Source organism: Anaeromicrobium sediminis, from assembly GCF_002270055.1.
Taxonomy (GTDB): Bacteria; Bacillota; Clostridia; order Peptostreptococcales; family Thermotaleaceae; genus Anaeromicrobium; species Anaeromicrobium sediminis.
Genome location: NZ_NIBG01000033.1, coordinates 18,702 through 32,865 on the forward strand (window position 1 = coordinate 18,702; position 14,164 = coordinate 32,865).

12 protein-coding genes and 1 other annotated feature are annotated in these 14,164 nt (G+C 30.8%); all 12 genes read left to right on the forward strand.

Features of this window, described 5'->3' with window-relative positions:
• Positions 1-56: 56 nt before the first annotated feature.
• Positions 57-278, forward strand: a binding site (T-box leader).
• Positions 279-499: 221 nt separating this feature from the next.
• Positions 500-631, forward strand: coding sequence for a hypothetical protein (locus CCE28_RS22815; RefSeq protein WP_278277632.1), 132 nt, complete (start codon positions 500-502; stop codon positions 629-631).
• Positions 632-1,166: 535 nt separating this feature from the next.
• The gene (locus CCE28_RS20640; protein ID WP_095135943.1) at positions 1,167-2,699 is read left to right on the forward strand and encodes a sensor histidine kinase; all 1,533 of its coding nucleotides are present in this window, start codon (positions 1,167-1,169) and stop codon (positions 2,697-2,699) included.
• 59 nt (positions 2,700-2,758) lie between these two features.
• Positions 2,759-3,733 (forward strand): ABC transporter substrate-binding protein, encoded by a 975-nt coding sequence (locus CCE28_RS20645; RefSeq protein ID WP_095135945.1) that lies wholly within the window; start codon positions 2,759-2,761, stop codon positions 3,731-3,733.
• Between the two features lie 11 nt (positions 3,734-3,744).
• On the forward strand, positions 3,745-5,298 hold the full coding sequence (locus CCE28_RS20650; RefSeq protein ID WP_095135947.1) for a response regulator transcription factor: 1,554 nt from the start codon (positions 3,745-3,747) through the stop codon (positions 5,296-5,298).
• Positions 5,299-5,525: 227 nt separating this feature from the next.
• The gene (locus CCE28_RS20655) at positions 5,526-6,503 is read left to right on the forward strand and encodes a substrate-binding domain-containing protein (protein WP_095135949.1); all 978 of its coding nucleotides are present in this window, start codon (positions 5,526-5,528) and stop codon (positions 6,501-6,503) included.
• A gap of 47 nt (positions 6,504-6,550) precedes the next feature.
• Positions 6,551-8,041 (forward strand): sugar ABC transporter ATP-binding protein, encoded by a 1,491-nt coding sequence (locus CCE28_RS20660; protein ID WP_207652943.1) that lies wholly within the window; start codon positions 6,551-6,553, stop codon positions 8,039-8,041.
• A gap of 16 nt (positions 8,042-8,057) precedes the next feature.
• Positions 8,058-9,059 carry an ABC transporter permease subunit gene (locus tag CCE28_RS20665; protein ID WP_242973048.1) on the forward strand — a complete coding sequence of 334 codons (1,002 nt, stop codon included), beginning with the start codon at positions 8,058-8,060 and terminating at the stop codon, positions 9,057-9,059.
• Between the two features lie 20 nt (positions 9,060-9,079).
• Complete coding sequence (locus CCE28_RS20670) at positions 9,080-9,907, forward strand: sugar phosphate isomerase/epimerase family protein (RefSeq protein ID WP_095135953.1); 828 nt, start codon at positions 9,080-9,082, stop codon at positions 9,905-9,907.
• A 39-nt stretch (positions 9,908-9,946) separates the two neighbouring features.
• On the forward strand, positions 9,947-10,960 hold the full coding sequence (gene iolG, locus CCE28_RS20675) for an inositol 2-dehydrogenase (RefSeq protein ID WP_095135955.1): 1,014 nt from the start codon (positions 9,947-9,949) through the stop codon (positions 10,958-10,960).
• Positions 10,961-11,170: 210 nt separating this feature from the next.
• Positions 11,171-12,157, forward strand: a complete 987-nt coding sequence (locus CCE28_RS20680; protein ID WP_095135957.1) for an acyl-CoA dehydratase activase-related protein — start codon at positions 11,171-11,173, stop codon at positions 12,155-12,157.
• Between the two features lie 2 nt (positions 12,158-12,159).
• The gene (locus CCE28_RS20685; RefSeq protein WP_095135959.1) at positions 12,160-13,278 is read left to right on the forward strand and encodes a hypothetical protein; all 1,119 of its coding nucleotides are present in this window, start codon (positions 12,160-12,162) and stop codon (positions 13,276-13,278) included.
• Positions 13,279-13,649: 371 nt separating this feature from the next.
• On the forward strand, positions 13,650-14,164 hold a 515-nt coding region (locus CCE28_RS20690), incomplete at its 3' end, for a PDC sensor domain-containing protein (protein WP_278277633.1).

Sequence of the window (14,164 nt, forward strand, 5' to 3'; positions counted from 1 at the left end):
ATATAAACCATTGACAAATATTCAAAAAACTGTTACAATTTATAAAATTACAAATATTTAAAGCGACGAAAGAGAGGAAACTTTCATAAAAGTATTACTAGAGAGTCGGGATGGTGGAAGCCGATAATACCAGAAAGTGGAGATCACTCTTGAGCTGTGCAGATGAAATTAGTAGTTTGCAACGGTTGACCTCGTTATTGGTCTAGGTTTGTTTGAACTGAATAAGAGGCACATTTGTGCAATCACGGTGGTACCGCGGGTTAATTCTCGTCCTTGAAGATATACTTCAAGGGCGTTTTTTTTTACTTATTAGGAAATTATAAATTTCAAAACCTATAGATAAGTAAAAAAACAAGGGGGTGTGGGGGAAGAATTCCCCTACCTCTTTGAAGGAAGGTGTTCAGATTGCGAGAGCAGACGCCTGCGGGAACCATAGGGTTCCATAACGAAGCATACGTAGTATGGCTTTATTACAAAAATTTAAAAGGAGGAAGAAAAAATGGAAGAAAAAAAGGTTGGAATGGAAGAAGAAAGAGTTCAGGTTACAGAGGAAAAACAAGTGGAAAAAACTTATGATCATAGTGTGAACTATTTTGGAGTAGGAAGATTTTTAGACGAATACCAATTTTAGGAGGCTTTCATGGAGGAAGACATAGACATTATAATTAAAGCTTAAAAGAATCTATTGTAGAAGACACAGTAGATTCTTTTTTAATTTATAGAAAATGCAAGTGTTATATTGGGATTTGCAATATGAAAAGTTGAATTAGTCCTATTAAGGAATATAAATAGCTTTTGTAGGATTTTCTTAGTGTGCCTGTACTAAAGGGAAGATATTTTTAAATAAAAAAATACATTTTTCAACATTTAAGATATGTTATAATTAGATGATGAAAATTTAGAAGATTCAAAATAAAACATCAACTCATCTCATAAGCAATATTAAACGTGTAGAAAATATGAGGAGGGGATAAAATATGCTTTATATAAACAATTGAAACATTAGCTTTCGAGGAAAGATAATCTTAATTATTGTTGTAATAACAGCAATCATTTCTATAATTACGTCAGTAATTTACTTTAACAGTACTTCCAAATCAATTGAAGAAAACTATAAAAACTCCATTTTACAAAATGTAAACAATCAATCTATAGCCTTTGATAAAATGATGAAAAAAGTATATTTTTCTTCAGTCTATATAAGCCATGATGAAGAATTAATTCAATTAATAAAAAAACAAATTAAAGGAGAAGACTATCTTCTTCATATAAGCATGTTGTTACACAAATTTCAACTTGAAAATGAATATGTAGATTCCATATATGTGTATATTCCTAAGATAAATAAAATAATAAAATCTCAAGAATATAAAGCTGTTAAGAATATTGTATCTAAGAACGAATATGTGTGGATAGACCAAAGTAAAAAAGAGAGTATAATACCCATATCTATACAGGATAATATTGGATCTGTGAAAAAAAGGGTGTTCATGTACTCAAAGGCCATTTATGATTCAGAGACTAATGAATATATTGGTCAAGTTGCTATTAATATGGATGAAAGATTAGTTTATTACACTTGTTTAGATGTGATAAATCAATCCTTAAATTGTAAATCAGAGATTATTGACTATAATAATGTAATCGTATCTAGTGAAAATTTAAGCTATCTAGGAACAAAGTTTGAAGATGTATATAAAGATCAATATATTAAAGAAATTAGTCAATATACAATAGCTCCTTTTACTGGGTATAGTTTTGTAAGCATCTTAAATAGACAAGCACTCACTAAAGAGATTGCATCTGTTAGAAATATAATTATTATTACAGCCATAATAGGTATGACCATAGCTATTTTAATCGCCGTAGTTACAACAAATAAGATGTACTCTCGTGTTCAAAACTTAAAAAATGCCATGCACAACTTAAGTCGAGGGAATTTAAAAGAAAGGGTTGTACTTAAGGGAAAAGATGAGATTAGTGAACTTAGTAATGGATTTAATAAAATGGCATGCCAGATGGAAGAATTAATAGAGGAGCTAGTAAGTGAGCGTTTACTTAAAAAGGAAGCAGAGCTTGAAGCTTTACAATATCAAATAACTCCTCATTTTTTATATAATACTTTAAATTCTATTAAGTGTTTAGCTTATATTAAAGAAGCTGATGAAATAGGAGATATATTAGAAGTATTTATTGAATTACTTAGATCTAGTATAAGTAAAAATGGAGCATTTATTTCACTTAAGGATGAAATTCATTTAATTGAAAACTATGTACTATTACATAAATTTAGATTTCAAGGAGATATTGCCTTAGAATCCTTTATTGCTCCAGATGTAGAAAGATATTTTGTTCCAAGATTAATATTACAACCTTTAGTTGAAAATTCCATACTTCATGGATTAGACTCTAAAATAAAAAATAACAAAATCACTATTAAAGCTAAAAAAGAAAAGGATAATCTTATTTTATCTATAGAGGATAATGGAAAGGGAATGAGTGAAGAGGAAAGAAAAAATCTCTTTAAGAGAAAAAACTTTAGAAAAGAGAAATTTAACAGTATTGGTATATCCAATATAAAAGATAGAATTGAGCTATATTATTGCCAAAAGGGAAGTATAGAATATAAAAGTCACATAGGAAAAGGAGTAGAAGTTATTATTAAAATTCCGGCCATGGATAATATGGAAAATATGTAGAAAAATTTTAAAAATCCATAGATAAGATAAATTTAGACTTTTGGGGGAAGAGGTTAAATATGAAAAAAAGGATAAAGCTACTTTTATTATTTTGCATAATTATATTAATAGGTGTTATATATAGTGGTTGGAAAAAAGATAGTGAATACAAAGAAAGTTATGATAGTAAGAAATATAAATATAAGATAGGAGTAGTTTTAAAATCTATGGATAGTGAATATACACTATCTTTAAAATCAGGGATTTTAGGTGCAGGAGAGGATTTTAAAACAAATTCAGTAATTGTTTACCCTAGATCGGAAATAGATGTAAAAGCTCAAAATATAATGATTAAAGACCTGTTAAATAGTGATATAGATGCTATTGTAATCTGTCCTTGTGATTCTACGAATTCAAAAGATTATATGGATTTGGCTAAAAAAAGGGGAATACCAGTTTTTTCAATAGATACGGATATCTATGATGAAAATGAAATCTATATAGGATCAGATAATTTTCATATTGGAGAGTTAGCTGGTCAATATATGCATGAAAAAATAGGGAATGAGGGCAAAGTTGCCATATTATCAGGAACTCTTATTGCTTCACCCCACTATCAACGAGCAGAAGGTTTTAAGGAGTATATTAAAAAGAATTCATCTCTAGAAGTAGTTTATGAAGATGAAGCTTATTGTAGTTTTTTAGAGGGAGTAAAAAAGACTAAAGAAATATTTGATAAATATCCTCATATTAATGGAATCTTTTCAACTAATGCAACTATGGCCTTAGGAATTGTAGATAGAATGGAATTTATGAAGATTAAAAGAGAAATTCCAATTATAGGGGTGGACACACAAAGTGACAGTATTGGAAAAGTTTTAGATGGAAAAATAGCAGCAATGGTTTCACAAAATGGATATGATATTGCCTATGAAACTATAAAAACAGTAGTTAGATATTTAGATGGAGAAGAGATTAATAAAAATATATATACTAAGAGTGAATTAATAACTAAAGAAAATGCAAAGGAGTATTTAAAAATTATTGACAAATAGAAGGGGGAAATATGATAAAGACATTAATGGTGGATGATGATTACTTAGTGAGGATGTTTTTAAAGAACATAACAGATTGGGAAGAGGAGGGCTTTCATATAGTAGCCGATGTGGGAAATGGTGAAGAAGCCTTAGAAATAGTAGAGGAGTTTAATCCAGAGCTTATCATAACAGATATTAGCATGCCTGTTATGAATGGTATTGAACTAATTAAGGAAATTAGAAAAAGAGAAAGACAATGTAAAATAATAGTCTTAAGTTGCCATGATGATTTTGATCATGTGAGGGAAGCTTTAAAAAGTGGAGCTGATGACTATATTTTAAAAAATTCTTTTAATAAAAAAAATATCGGATGTATTCTAAAAGATTTAAAAGAAAAGGTAAAAGAAAATAGAGAAGAAATAAAGAAAAAGAAAAATTTACAAAAGTTTGCTAACATAGGTAAGTACGAAGTGAAAAATGAATTTCTTTTAAATGTAATAAATAATAAGCATGACTATGTGAATATAAAAGAAAAAAGTCATCTATATAATATTGAATTATCTTTTCTTAAAAGTGCCGTCATTAGTATTCACCTTAGTAATAAATATAGCAGTATTAAAGAATGTGTAAATAAAATAGAAATTTATGAGAAGATAAAAGAAATTATTAACAATAGTATAGAAGAAAATATAAAATATGAATTTATAACAGTAAATGCTCAAGAATATGTAGTACTAATAGAGGGAAAGAACCTTAACAAACCCTTATGTGTTGGGAAAATAGGTCACAATATATTAGAATCTATAAAAAATAATTTAAAGGTAGTTCCTACAATTGCTATTAGTGATATATGTATAGGAAAAGAAAGTGCTTCTAATGCCTATAGGCATACTAAGGAGGCCTTAAAGGCCTGTTTTTACTCTAAAGAGAATATTTTTTACTATAAATCTTCTAATAGATTGACAATCAATAAAAATATATCCTTTGATAGATTTTATAGTGAAATCAAAAGAAGGGCAATATTAGGTGATATAGATGGAATTATGGAAAAGTGTATTAAACAAATCTCTTTATTTGAAAGAGAAATATTACCTTCAGAACATGTTATTAAGTGGTTAAAAGAAGTAGATAAATTGTTAGAAGTTAAGAGGGAAGAAGAGGATTATGCACAGATTAAATCTATAAATGAAGTCTATGAAATAATTAATACTTATGAAAATCATGTAAAAAGATATCCATATATAAAGGCCCCTATTAAAAATGTTATAGTAGCACAAGCTCTTGACTATGTAGTTAAAAATTATGTAAAGCCCATATCTTTAACCACTGTAGCAGATGAACTAAAAGTAAACAATACATATTTAAGTAGAGTTTTTAAACAGGAAACTGAGATTAACTTTACAGATTATTTAACCTTATGTAGAATTGATTATGCAAAATTGTTATTAAGGAGTACTAATGAAAAAATTAAGTATATTTCTTCTAAATGTGGATTTTATGAGTATAGATATTTTTGTAAGATCTTTAAAAAGTTAGTAGGAAAAAGTCCCCTGTCTTATAGAAATGAATTAATAGATGTATAAAATATTATACATTTTTTGTGAAATAGTATAAAAAATATACCATAGTCAAAATAGTAGACTATTGTTAAAAAAATATCTGAAAATTCTAAAAATAACTAAAAATAGGGTAAAATTTTTTATACCCCATGTTGAAAATGTGTATCTATTCTGATACACATTATTTATTTACAATAAAAGTATGAGAGGTTGGCCTAAAGGTCCATTTAATAATTAAAGGGGGAAAAAATATGAAAAAAACAATGGCACTATTATTAGTGTTAGTTCTTACTTTATCTTTATTGGCGGCATGTGCTCCGAAAAAAGAAGAAGCTAGCAATGAAAGTGGCCAAGAGCCAAAAGTAGAAACAATCAAAATTGGAGTTACAATGTCATCTAGAGACCAATTCTTATCTACCTTAGAGACAGCTATTAAAGATTCAGCTAGTTCAAAAGAAAATGTTGAGATTATTGCCTTTGATTCGGAAAACGATATCCAAAAGCAAATATCTCATGTTGGAAGTTTCGTATCATCTGGATGTAGTGCAATAATAGTAAACTTAGTTAATACAGATACAACACAAGAAATACTTAATGCAGCAGGTGATATTCCAGTTGTATTCGTAAATAGAATGCCAAGTGAGGAGATTTTAAAATCAGTTGACAAGGCATCTTACGTAGGGTCTGATGAGCATGAAGCTGGTAAATTACAAGCTGAATTCTTATCAACTTATTTTAAAGATAAAGAAGCAAAAGAACTTGATTATGTATTATTTATGGGGATTTTAGGGCTACAAAATACAAACGCTCGTACTGATTCTGTAAAGATGGGATTAGAGGAAAAGGGATTTGTGCTAAATAAGCAATTCGAAGATACAGCTGAATATGACCGTGCAATGGCCATGTCTAAGATGCAACAATTTATTGGAACTGGAAAGAAATTTGATGTGGTTATAGCTAACAATGATGAAATGGCTCTAGGAGCTATTGAAGCTATGAAAGGTGCAAACATAACAGATATTCCAGTTGTAGGAATCGATGCTACGGCTAATGCAATAGTAGCAATTGAAAGTGGAGAAATGGCATGTTCCATATTCCAAGATGCTAAGGGACAAGGAGCAGGAGCCTTTGAATTTGCTTACACTTATGCTACAGGTGAAAAGGCAGAGAAATATGGTTGGGTACCTTTTAAAATTGTATCAAAGGAAAACGTTGCAGAATATAAATAATCGGTTTTTATACTTTTTTTTATCCTTAAGGTCAGGAGTGGTTTATGATGGGTGAATATATTTTAGAAATGGTTGACGTTGTGAAGGAGTTTCCTGGGGTTAAGGCGCTCAAGGGTGTAGATTTGAAAGTTAGAAAAGGATCAATTCATGCTTTAATGGGAGAAAATGGGGCAGGTAAATCAACCCTCATGAAGTGTTTAATTGGCATTCATCAAATGACATCTGGAAAAATCATATTCAAGGGGCAAGAGGTTCATATTAAGGGGACCTCATCTGCCCTTAATATGGGCATTTCTATGATACATCAAGAATTGACAGCTGTTACTGAGCGTACCGTAGCAGAGAATATATGGTTAGGTAGAGAGCCATTAAAAAATAGATTTATGATAGATCATAAAAAGATGAAAGATGATACGACAGAGTTATTAGAAAGACTACATATGGATATTGACCCAGATGAAATAATGGCCAATTTAACAGTTGCCAAAATGCAAATGGTTGAAATTGCAAAGGCAGTTTCCTTTAATGCAGACATAATAATCATGGATGAACCTACATCAGCCTTAACTACAAAAGAGGTTGACCACCTATTTGAAATTATTAACAGTTTAAAGAGTAAGGGCGTTACAATAATATATATTTCTCACAAAATGGATGAAATCTTTGAAATTTGTGATGAAATTACAGTTTTAAGGGACGGTGAATTTGTTGGAGTGGATTTTGCTTCTAACTTAAGCATAGATAAATTAATATCTATGATGGTTGGCCGTGAACTGACTGAAATGTTTCCAAAAGTAGAGTGTGAAATAGGAGAGACTATTTTAAAAGTTGAAAATTTAAGCTCTGGCTCTGCTTTTTCAGATGTATCCTTTGAACTTAAAAAGGGTGAAATATTAGGTTTTGCTGGGTTAGTAGGAGCAGGTAGAACGGAAGTTGTAGAGACCATATTTGGTATAAGACCAAAGACAGGCGGAAAAATCTACATAAAGGATAAGGAAGTTGAAATAAAAGAAGCTTATGATGCATTAAAACATGGAATTTTTTTATTGACAGAAGATAGAAAGAAACAAGGCATATTTCCAGTTTTAAGTGTTAAGGATAATATGATTGTATCTAATCAAGAGAACTATGTTAAAAAACTTAGTTTAGATCACAAAAAAATTAAATCTGACACAATGGAGTATATAGATAAAATCAATGTAAAAACTCCAAGTATTGAAACACCTATAAAGAGTCTAAGTGGAGGAAATCAACAAAAGGTACTTGTAGCAAGGGCCCTTTTAACAGAACCTGAGATTCTAATTGTAGATGAACCAACTAGGGGGATAGATGTAGGTGCGAAAGCAGAGATACATACATTGATTACAAATCTTGCAGCTCAGGGGAGAGCAATTATTATGATATCTTCAGAAATGCCAGAAGTTTTAGGAATGAGTGATCGAGTTGTTGTAATGCATGAAGGGAGAGTAACAGGAATAGTAAATCGTAGTGATATAACTCAAGAAATAGTTATGCGCTATGCCACAAATAGTATATAAAGGAGGTAGATAAAGGATGGATCAAGTGTCTAACATGTCTAATATTAAAAGAATTGCAAGTAAAAATACAATCTATGTAGTTCTTATATTTTTAGTAGTTTTGATTACTATTGCATCACCTAATTTTCTTACCATACACAATATTATAAATTTAGTAACTACAGAATCGATTAAAGGCCTACTAGCCTTAGGTGTTGCCTTTTGTATTCTTTCAAAGGGGATTGATCTATCTCCAGGTTCAATTGTAGCTTTATCTGCTGTTGTATCAGCAAGTTTAATACAAGATCCTACATATACAGCTCAATTATTTAAGGGGTTTGATTTACCTCCAGGAATAGATGTAGTTATAGCTGTATTAGCAGGTGTGTTGGCAGGAACATTCTTTGGGGTTGTAAATGGGTCCTTAATTGCCTTAACAAAGATACCTCCTTTTATAGCCACTTTAGGAAGTATGGTAGTAGTAAGAGGATTGGCCATGTTATATACTAACGCTTACCCAATACCAATGTTAAAGCCAACCTTTAAAGCAATAGGTCAAGGATCTATAGGAATAGTACCTAATTTATTAATTATACTTGTTTTATTTGTAATAGTAGGTTGGTTTTTATTAAATCAAACGAGGTTTGGTAAGAATGTATATGCAATAGGTGGAAATATTGTGGCAGCTGAAGTGGCTGGAATAAATGTAAAGAAAAATATTATTTGGATATATACATGGTCTGCATTTTGTGCTTCTGTTGCAGGAGTATTATTAGCTTCAAGAACTGGTTCAGGTATAGCAACTCTAGGTTTAACTTATGAGCTAGATGCCATAGCGGCAGCTACAATCGGAGGAGTTAGTCATAATGGTGGAGTTGGTCGGATTGGTGGCGTGGTAGCTGGTATTTTAATACTAGGTGTAGTTAACAATGGATTATTACTTTTAGGAGTATCTCCATATATACAACAACTTGTAAAAGGTGTAATCATTGTAAGTGCGGTTGTATTTGATATGAGAAAAAATGCTAAAGCGGCATAAATATAAGGGAGGAGATAGACATGAAAATTTGTTTTAATCAAGCAACAACAATGAAAAATTCCACTTTGGAAAAGGATCTAGAACTATGTGAAAAGCATGGATATGATTTAATCGAAATTAGACTAGATAAACTAAGAGATTATCTAACTAGAAATACCCTTGATGATTTAGTAAATTTCTTTGAAAAAAGTAATATAAAACCCTTTGCTTTTAACGCTCTAGAATTTATCACTTTCAGAGATAAAGAAGGCTATGACCAAATAATTAGTGACCTTAAGTTTCTATGTGAAGTAGGAAACCTTATTAATTGTAAAAAGATTGTAGTAGTACCTACTTTTGATGTGGGAGATCATACAAAGAGTGAAATTAAAGAAGAAAGTGTAAAGAGAATAAGTGAGCTAGCTCATATAGCTAAAATACATGATGTTAAATTGGCATTTGAATTTGTAGGCTATCCAAACTGTTCTGTAAATAGATTTGAACAGGCTTATGATATTGTAAAGGCAGTTGATCTTCCTAACGTAGGTGTAGTACTAGATTGTTTCCATTTCCACGCAATGGGATCTTGTCTTGAAGATTTAAAGAAGGCAGATAAGGATAAGATATTTATATTCCATATTGACGATAGTGAAGATCTACCAGTAGGGGCTGCAAGAGATAATAATCGTCTATGGCCTGGAGAGGGGGCCATTAACTTAGATGGAATATTGTCTACTTTAAAAGATATCGGATATGATGAGATGGTTTCTATTGAGTTATTTAGACCAGAATACTGGGATTGGGAAATTGAGAGAGCTATTTTTGTTGGTAAGGAAAAGACGATGGATGTTGTATCAAAATATTTTTAATAAACTAAAATATACATAAAGAATTGGAAGGGTGTAAATATGATTAGAGTTGGAATTATTGGAGTTGGACGAATTGGAAGACTTCATACAGAAAACATATGTTATAATGTGCCAATGGCAAAGGTAGTTTCCATAGCAGACCCTTTTATGTCAGAGGACACAGAAAAGTGGGCTAATAATTTAGGAATTACAAAGTGTTATAAGGATTATAATAATATATTAAATGATAAAGAGGTAGACGCTGTATTTATTTGTTCTTCAACTAATACTCATGCACCAATTTCTATAGAGGCAATTGAAGCCCATAAACACGTATTTTGTGAAAAGCCAGTAGACTTATCTATTGAAAAAATAGTTGAAGTTATGGAAGTTTTAAAGCATAAGGATATAAAATATCAAGTTGGATTTAATAGAAGATTTGATCACAACTTTAAGGCTGTTAGAGATGCTGTTGCAAATAATAAAATTGGAGATCCTCATATTATGAGAATCACATCTAGAGATCCAGCACCACCTCCAATTGAGTATGTAAAAGTATCAGGAGGGTTGTTCTTGGATATGACTATTCACGATTTTGATATGGCAAGATATTTAGTGGATAGTGATGTTAAAGAGATATTTGTGCAGGCAGATGTACTTGTGGATGATGCCATTGGTGAAGTTGGCGATGTAGACACGGCTATAGTGTCTATGAAAATGGAAAATGGTACATTAGCAATTATAGAAAACTCTAGAAAGGCCGTTTATGGGTATGACCAAAGAGTAGAGATATTAGGCTCACAAGGAATGGTAGGAACAAAGAATGATTTGCCATCAACAGCTGTTATAAGTAATGAAAATGGAGTAACTGGAGAAAAACCTCTACATTTCTTCTTAGAAAGATATATGGATTCTTTTAAGAAAGAAGTAATCGCTTTTGTAGATGCTATTAACAATGACACTCCTGTACCAGTAGATATTAACGATGGTTTAAAGAGCGTCATAATAGGTATGGCAGCTAAAAAGTCTTTAGAAGAAGGCAGACCAGTTAAAATATCAGAAATAAAACTTTAGAATTATATAAAAATATATTTAAACAATTTACTAATTCCCCCCCTAGAGTATTAAAACAAATATTCTAGGGTTTCTTTTTAGGCTTTATAATAAATGTTAACATGTAAGTTATAAACAAGATAGATGAAAAAATGTGGTTGAGTATAGATTAATACTTAAGTGTTAATAATAGTCTTTAGATATTTGTTGTATGAAAGGAATGAAAAAGTGATGAAGACATTATTAACTCTGAATCACCATATACGTAATAAGAAAAAGTATAAGAGTGCAACGGATCTGGTTATTGGTATTCCAAAGGGCTTATTTTATCATGAACACAGCCGTCTATGGGAAAAATTTTTTGAGAATTTAGGCTGCAAAGTAATAGTTTCAGAAGATACAAACAAGGAAATTCTCAATTATGGGATTAAGCACTGTAGCAATGAAACATGCCTTCCTGTAAAAGTATTTCATGGGCATGTATACAGCCTTAAAGATAAAGTAGACTATATATTTATTCCAAGATACACAAGTGTTGATAAAAACGAGTATACCTGCCCTAAATTCTGTGGACTACCGGATATGTCACTATTAAATCTAAAAGGTAGTATAAGGGTATTGGAAGTGAAACTGCATATAGATAAGGATATTAATTTTACCTTTGAAAGCTTAAAAGAACTAGCTAAAAACATTAATGTTGAATATAACAACGTTGTTGAGGCTTTCAAAAATGCAGTGGATTTATTTCATAAAAACGAGGAAGAGAAATTAAGAGATGGCCTGAATCAGGTTAATAAATCAAAAAAACTTGCCGTTTCAGTGTTAGGACATCCCTATGTTATATATGATAACTATATGAGCATGAGACTTATAGGAAAACTTAAAAATAAAAATATTGATGTTTACACTCCAATGAGTCTTGATAGAGAAACAAAAAGGCGTAATGCTTATCCTTTCCAAGGCAAGGTTTTTTGGGGAGTTGGCTTTGAAAACCTGGGAAGTGCATTTACATTTGCAGAAGATGAAAATATTAATGGAATTATCTATTTATCACCTTTTGCTTGTGGAGTAGATGCATTTATTGTTGAATTTATTGAAAGGCGGTTTAAAACCCATTACAAAGTACCTTTCCTAAAACTCACAATCGATGAACACACGGGAGAAGCAGGATTTGATACAAGAATAGAAGCATTTTTGGATATGATAGGGTGTGATTAAAGATGAAAGTAACATTTCCACACATGGGAAACATGTATGTACCAATTAAAGTATTGTTAGAAACTATAGGTGTAGACTACGTAATGCCGCCCTTTTGCAATAAAAAGACAGTAGAATATGGTGTTACCCATTCTCCTGAATTTGTATGTCTACCATTTAAGACAATGTTAGGAGACTTTATTCACGGCATACAAAATGGAGCAGATACAATATTGTTCTGTGGAGGGGTAGGTCAATGCAGACTTGGTTATTATGGGGATTTACAGAGTGAGATATTAAAAAGTATCGGATATAAGGTTGAATTTATTTCCATTGATTTAACCAATATGACTGTTAAGGAGGTAATGGAAAAACTAAAGATCTTAACAGACGGTAAAAGTTCTTCTAAAGTTATTAAAGGGATTATCTATGCAGTACAGACAATCTTTATGGTTGATAAATTATATCAATTAGCCAATTACACAAGGTGCAGGGAAATAAACAAAGGTTATACTGATAATGTTATGAAAGAATTTAAAAATAGAGTACAAAATGCAAAGGGGTATAAAGGCATAAAGAATGAAATAATACTTGCCAAAAGGATGTTAAAAGCAATAAAAATAGATAGAAATTCTCAACCGCTTAAAATAGCTATTGTTGGGGAAATATATGCTGCTACCGAAAGCTATATTAACTTGGATATTGAAAGAAAATTGGGCAATATGGGTGTAGAGGTGTGCAACAAATTAGGTGTTGCCAATTGGATAATGGAGCACTTTATTAAAAATATACTGCCTATAAAATCAAAAAATATGCCACACGAAGCAGGTAAAGAGTTCATGAGGACGGACGATATAGGAGGGCATGGACTTGAAACTATTGGAAATGCCATATTAAGTGGAAAGAAAGAGTATGACGGCGTTATTCATTTGTATCCCTTTACGTGTATGCCTGAAATTATTGCACAAAGTACCTTTAGCGAGATACAAGGAAAATATAATATTCCAATAATCACACTTATTTTAGATGAAATGACAGGAGAAGCAGGCTATGTAACAAGGCTTGAAGCATTTATTGATATGCTTAGAATGAAAAGAAACTTTTGTAAGAGTAGTAATCAGACTGAAACAGATGCAACTTAATATCTTTCGTACTAAAATAAAACAAGACTATGATAAATCTAATTTTATCATAGTCTCTTTTTTTGTGTCTTTTTATAGAATAACACTTCAATAAGTCCTTTTTATTACCTAAAAAACCCATAGCAATGTACAATAAATTAACATTCGACAAAAGCAGTGGAGTTTCGATGGAGGATATTGTAAACATAAACAGAAAATGGAAATATATACAATTTTATACCAATAACTTATATAAAATATGTGAAGATAGAAATTAACTTGTCTGATATAGGGTTTTATCATTATCTTAAAAGTCTTGTTATAAAGAGAATATAAGTTTATATATAGTAAAGATGAGCTAAATTTAAATTAGCAAATTTAAGGAGGAAAAAATGAAAAGCTTAAAGTATAAAATTATGGTACCCGTATTTTTATTATCTACCATAGGAATTATTCTTCTCTCATTTTGTGCACATGAAATATCTAAGGAAATAATTACAAATTATGTGGAGTTAGCAGTAGAAGGTAAGGCTGAAAAACTTGTAAGTTTTATAGACCATGAATTGGAAGAGTGGGAAAGTCAATTGGAGCTATTGGCTTCAACTGACAAAGTAAAAAAATTAGACTCTGAAGGATTTTTAAAACATATCTCAGATAAAAAAAATTTGTTTGAACAATATGAAGTAGTTGCAATTATTGACAGTAAAGGAAACTATGTAGCTTCGAATGGAACAAAGGGAAATATTACGGACAGACTATATTTTCATAAGGCTATGAAAGGAGAGTCGGCCATATCTGAATTTAGTATTTCAAAAACTACTGGGAATCCAATTATAGTAATTTCAGTTCCTATTTTTGATGATTATGGAAATGTAATAGGCGTAGTGGCTTCAACAGTAAATTTATA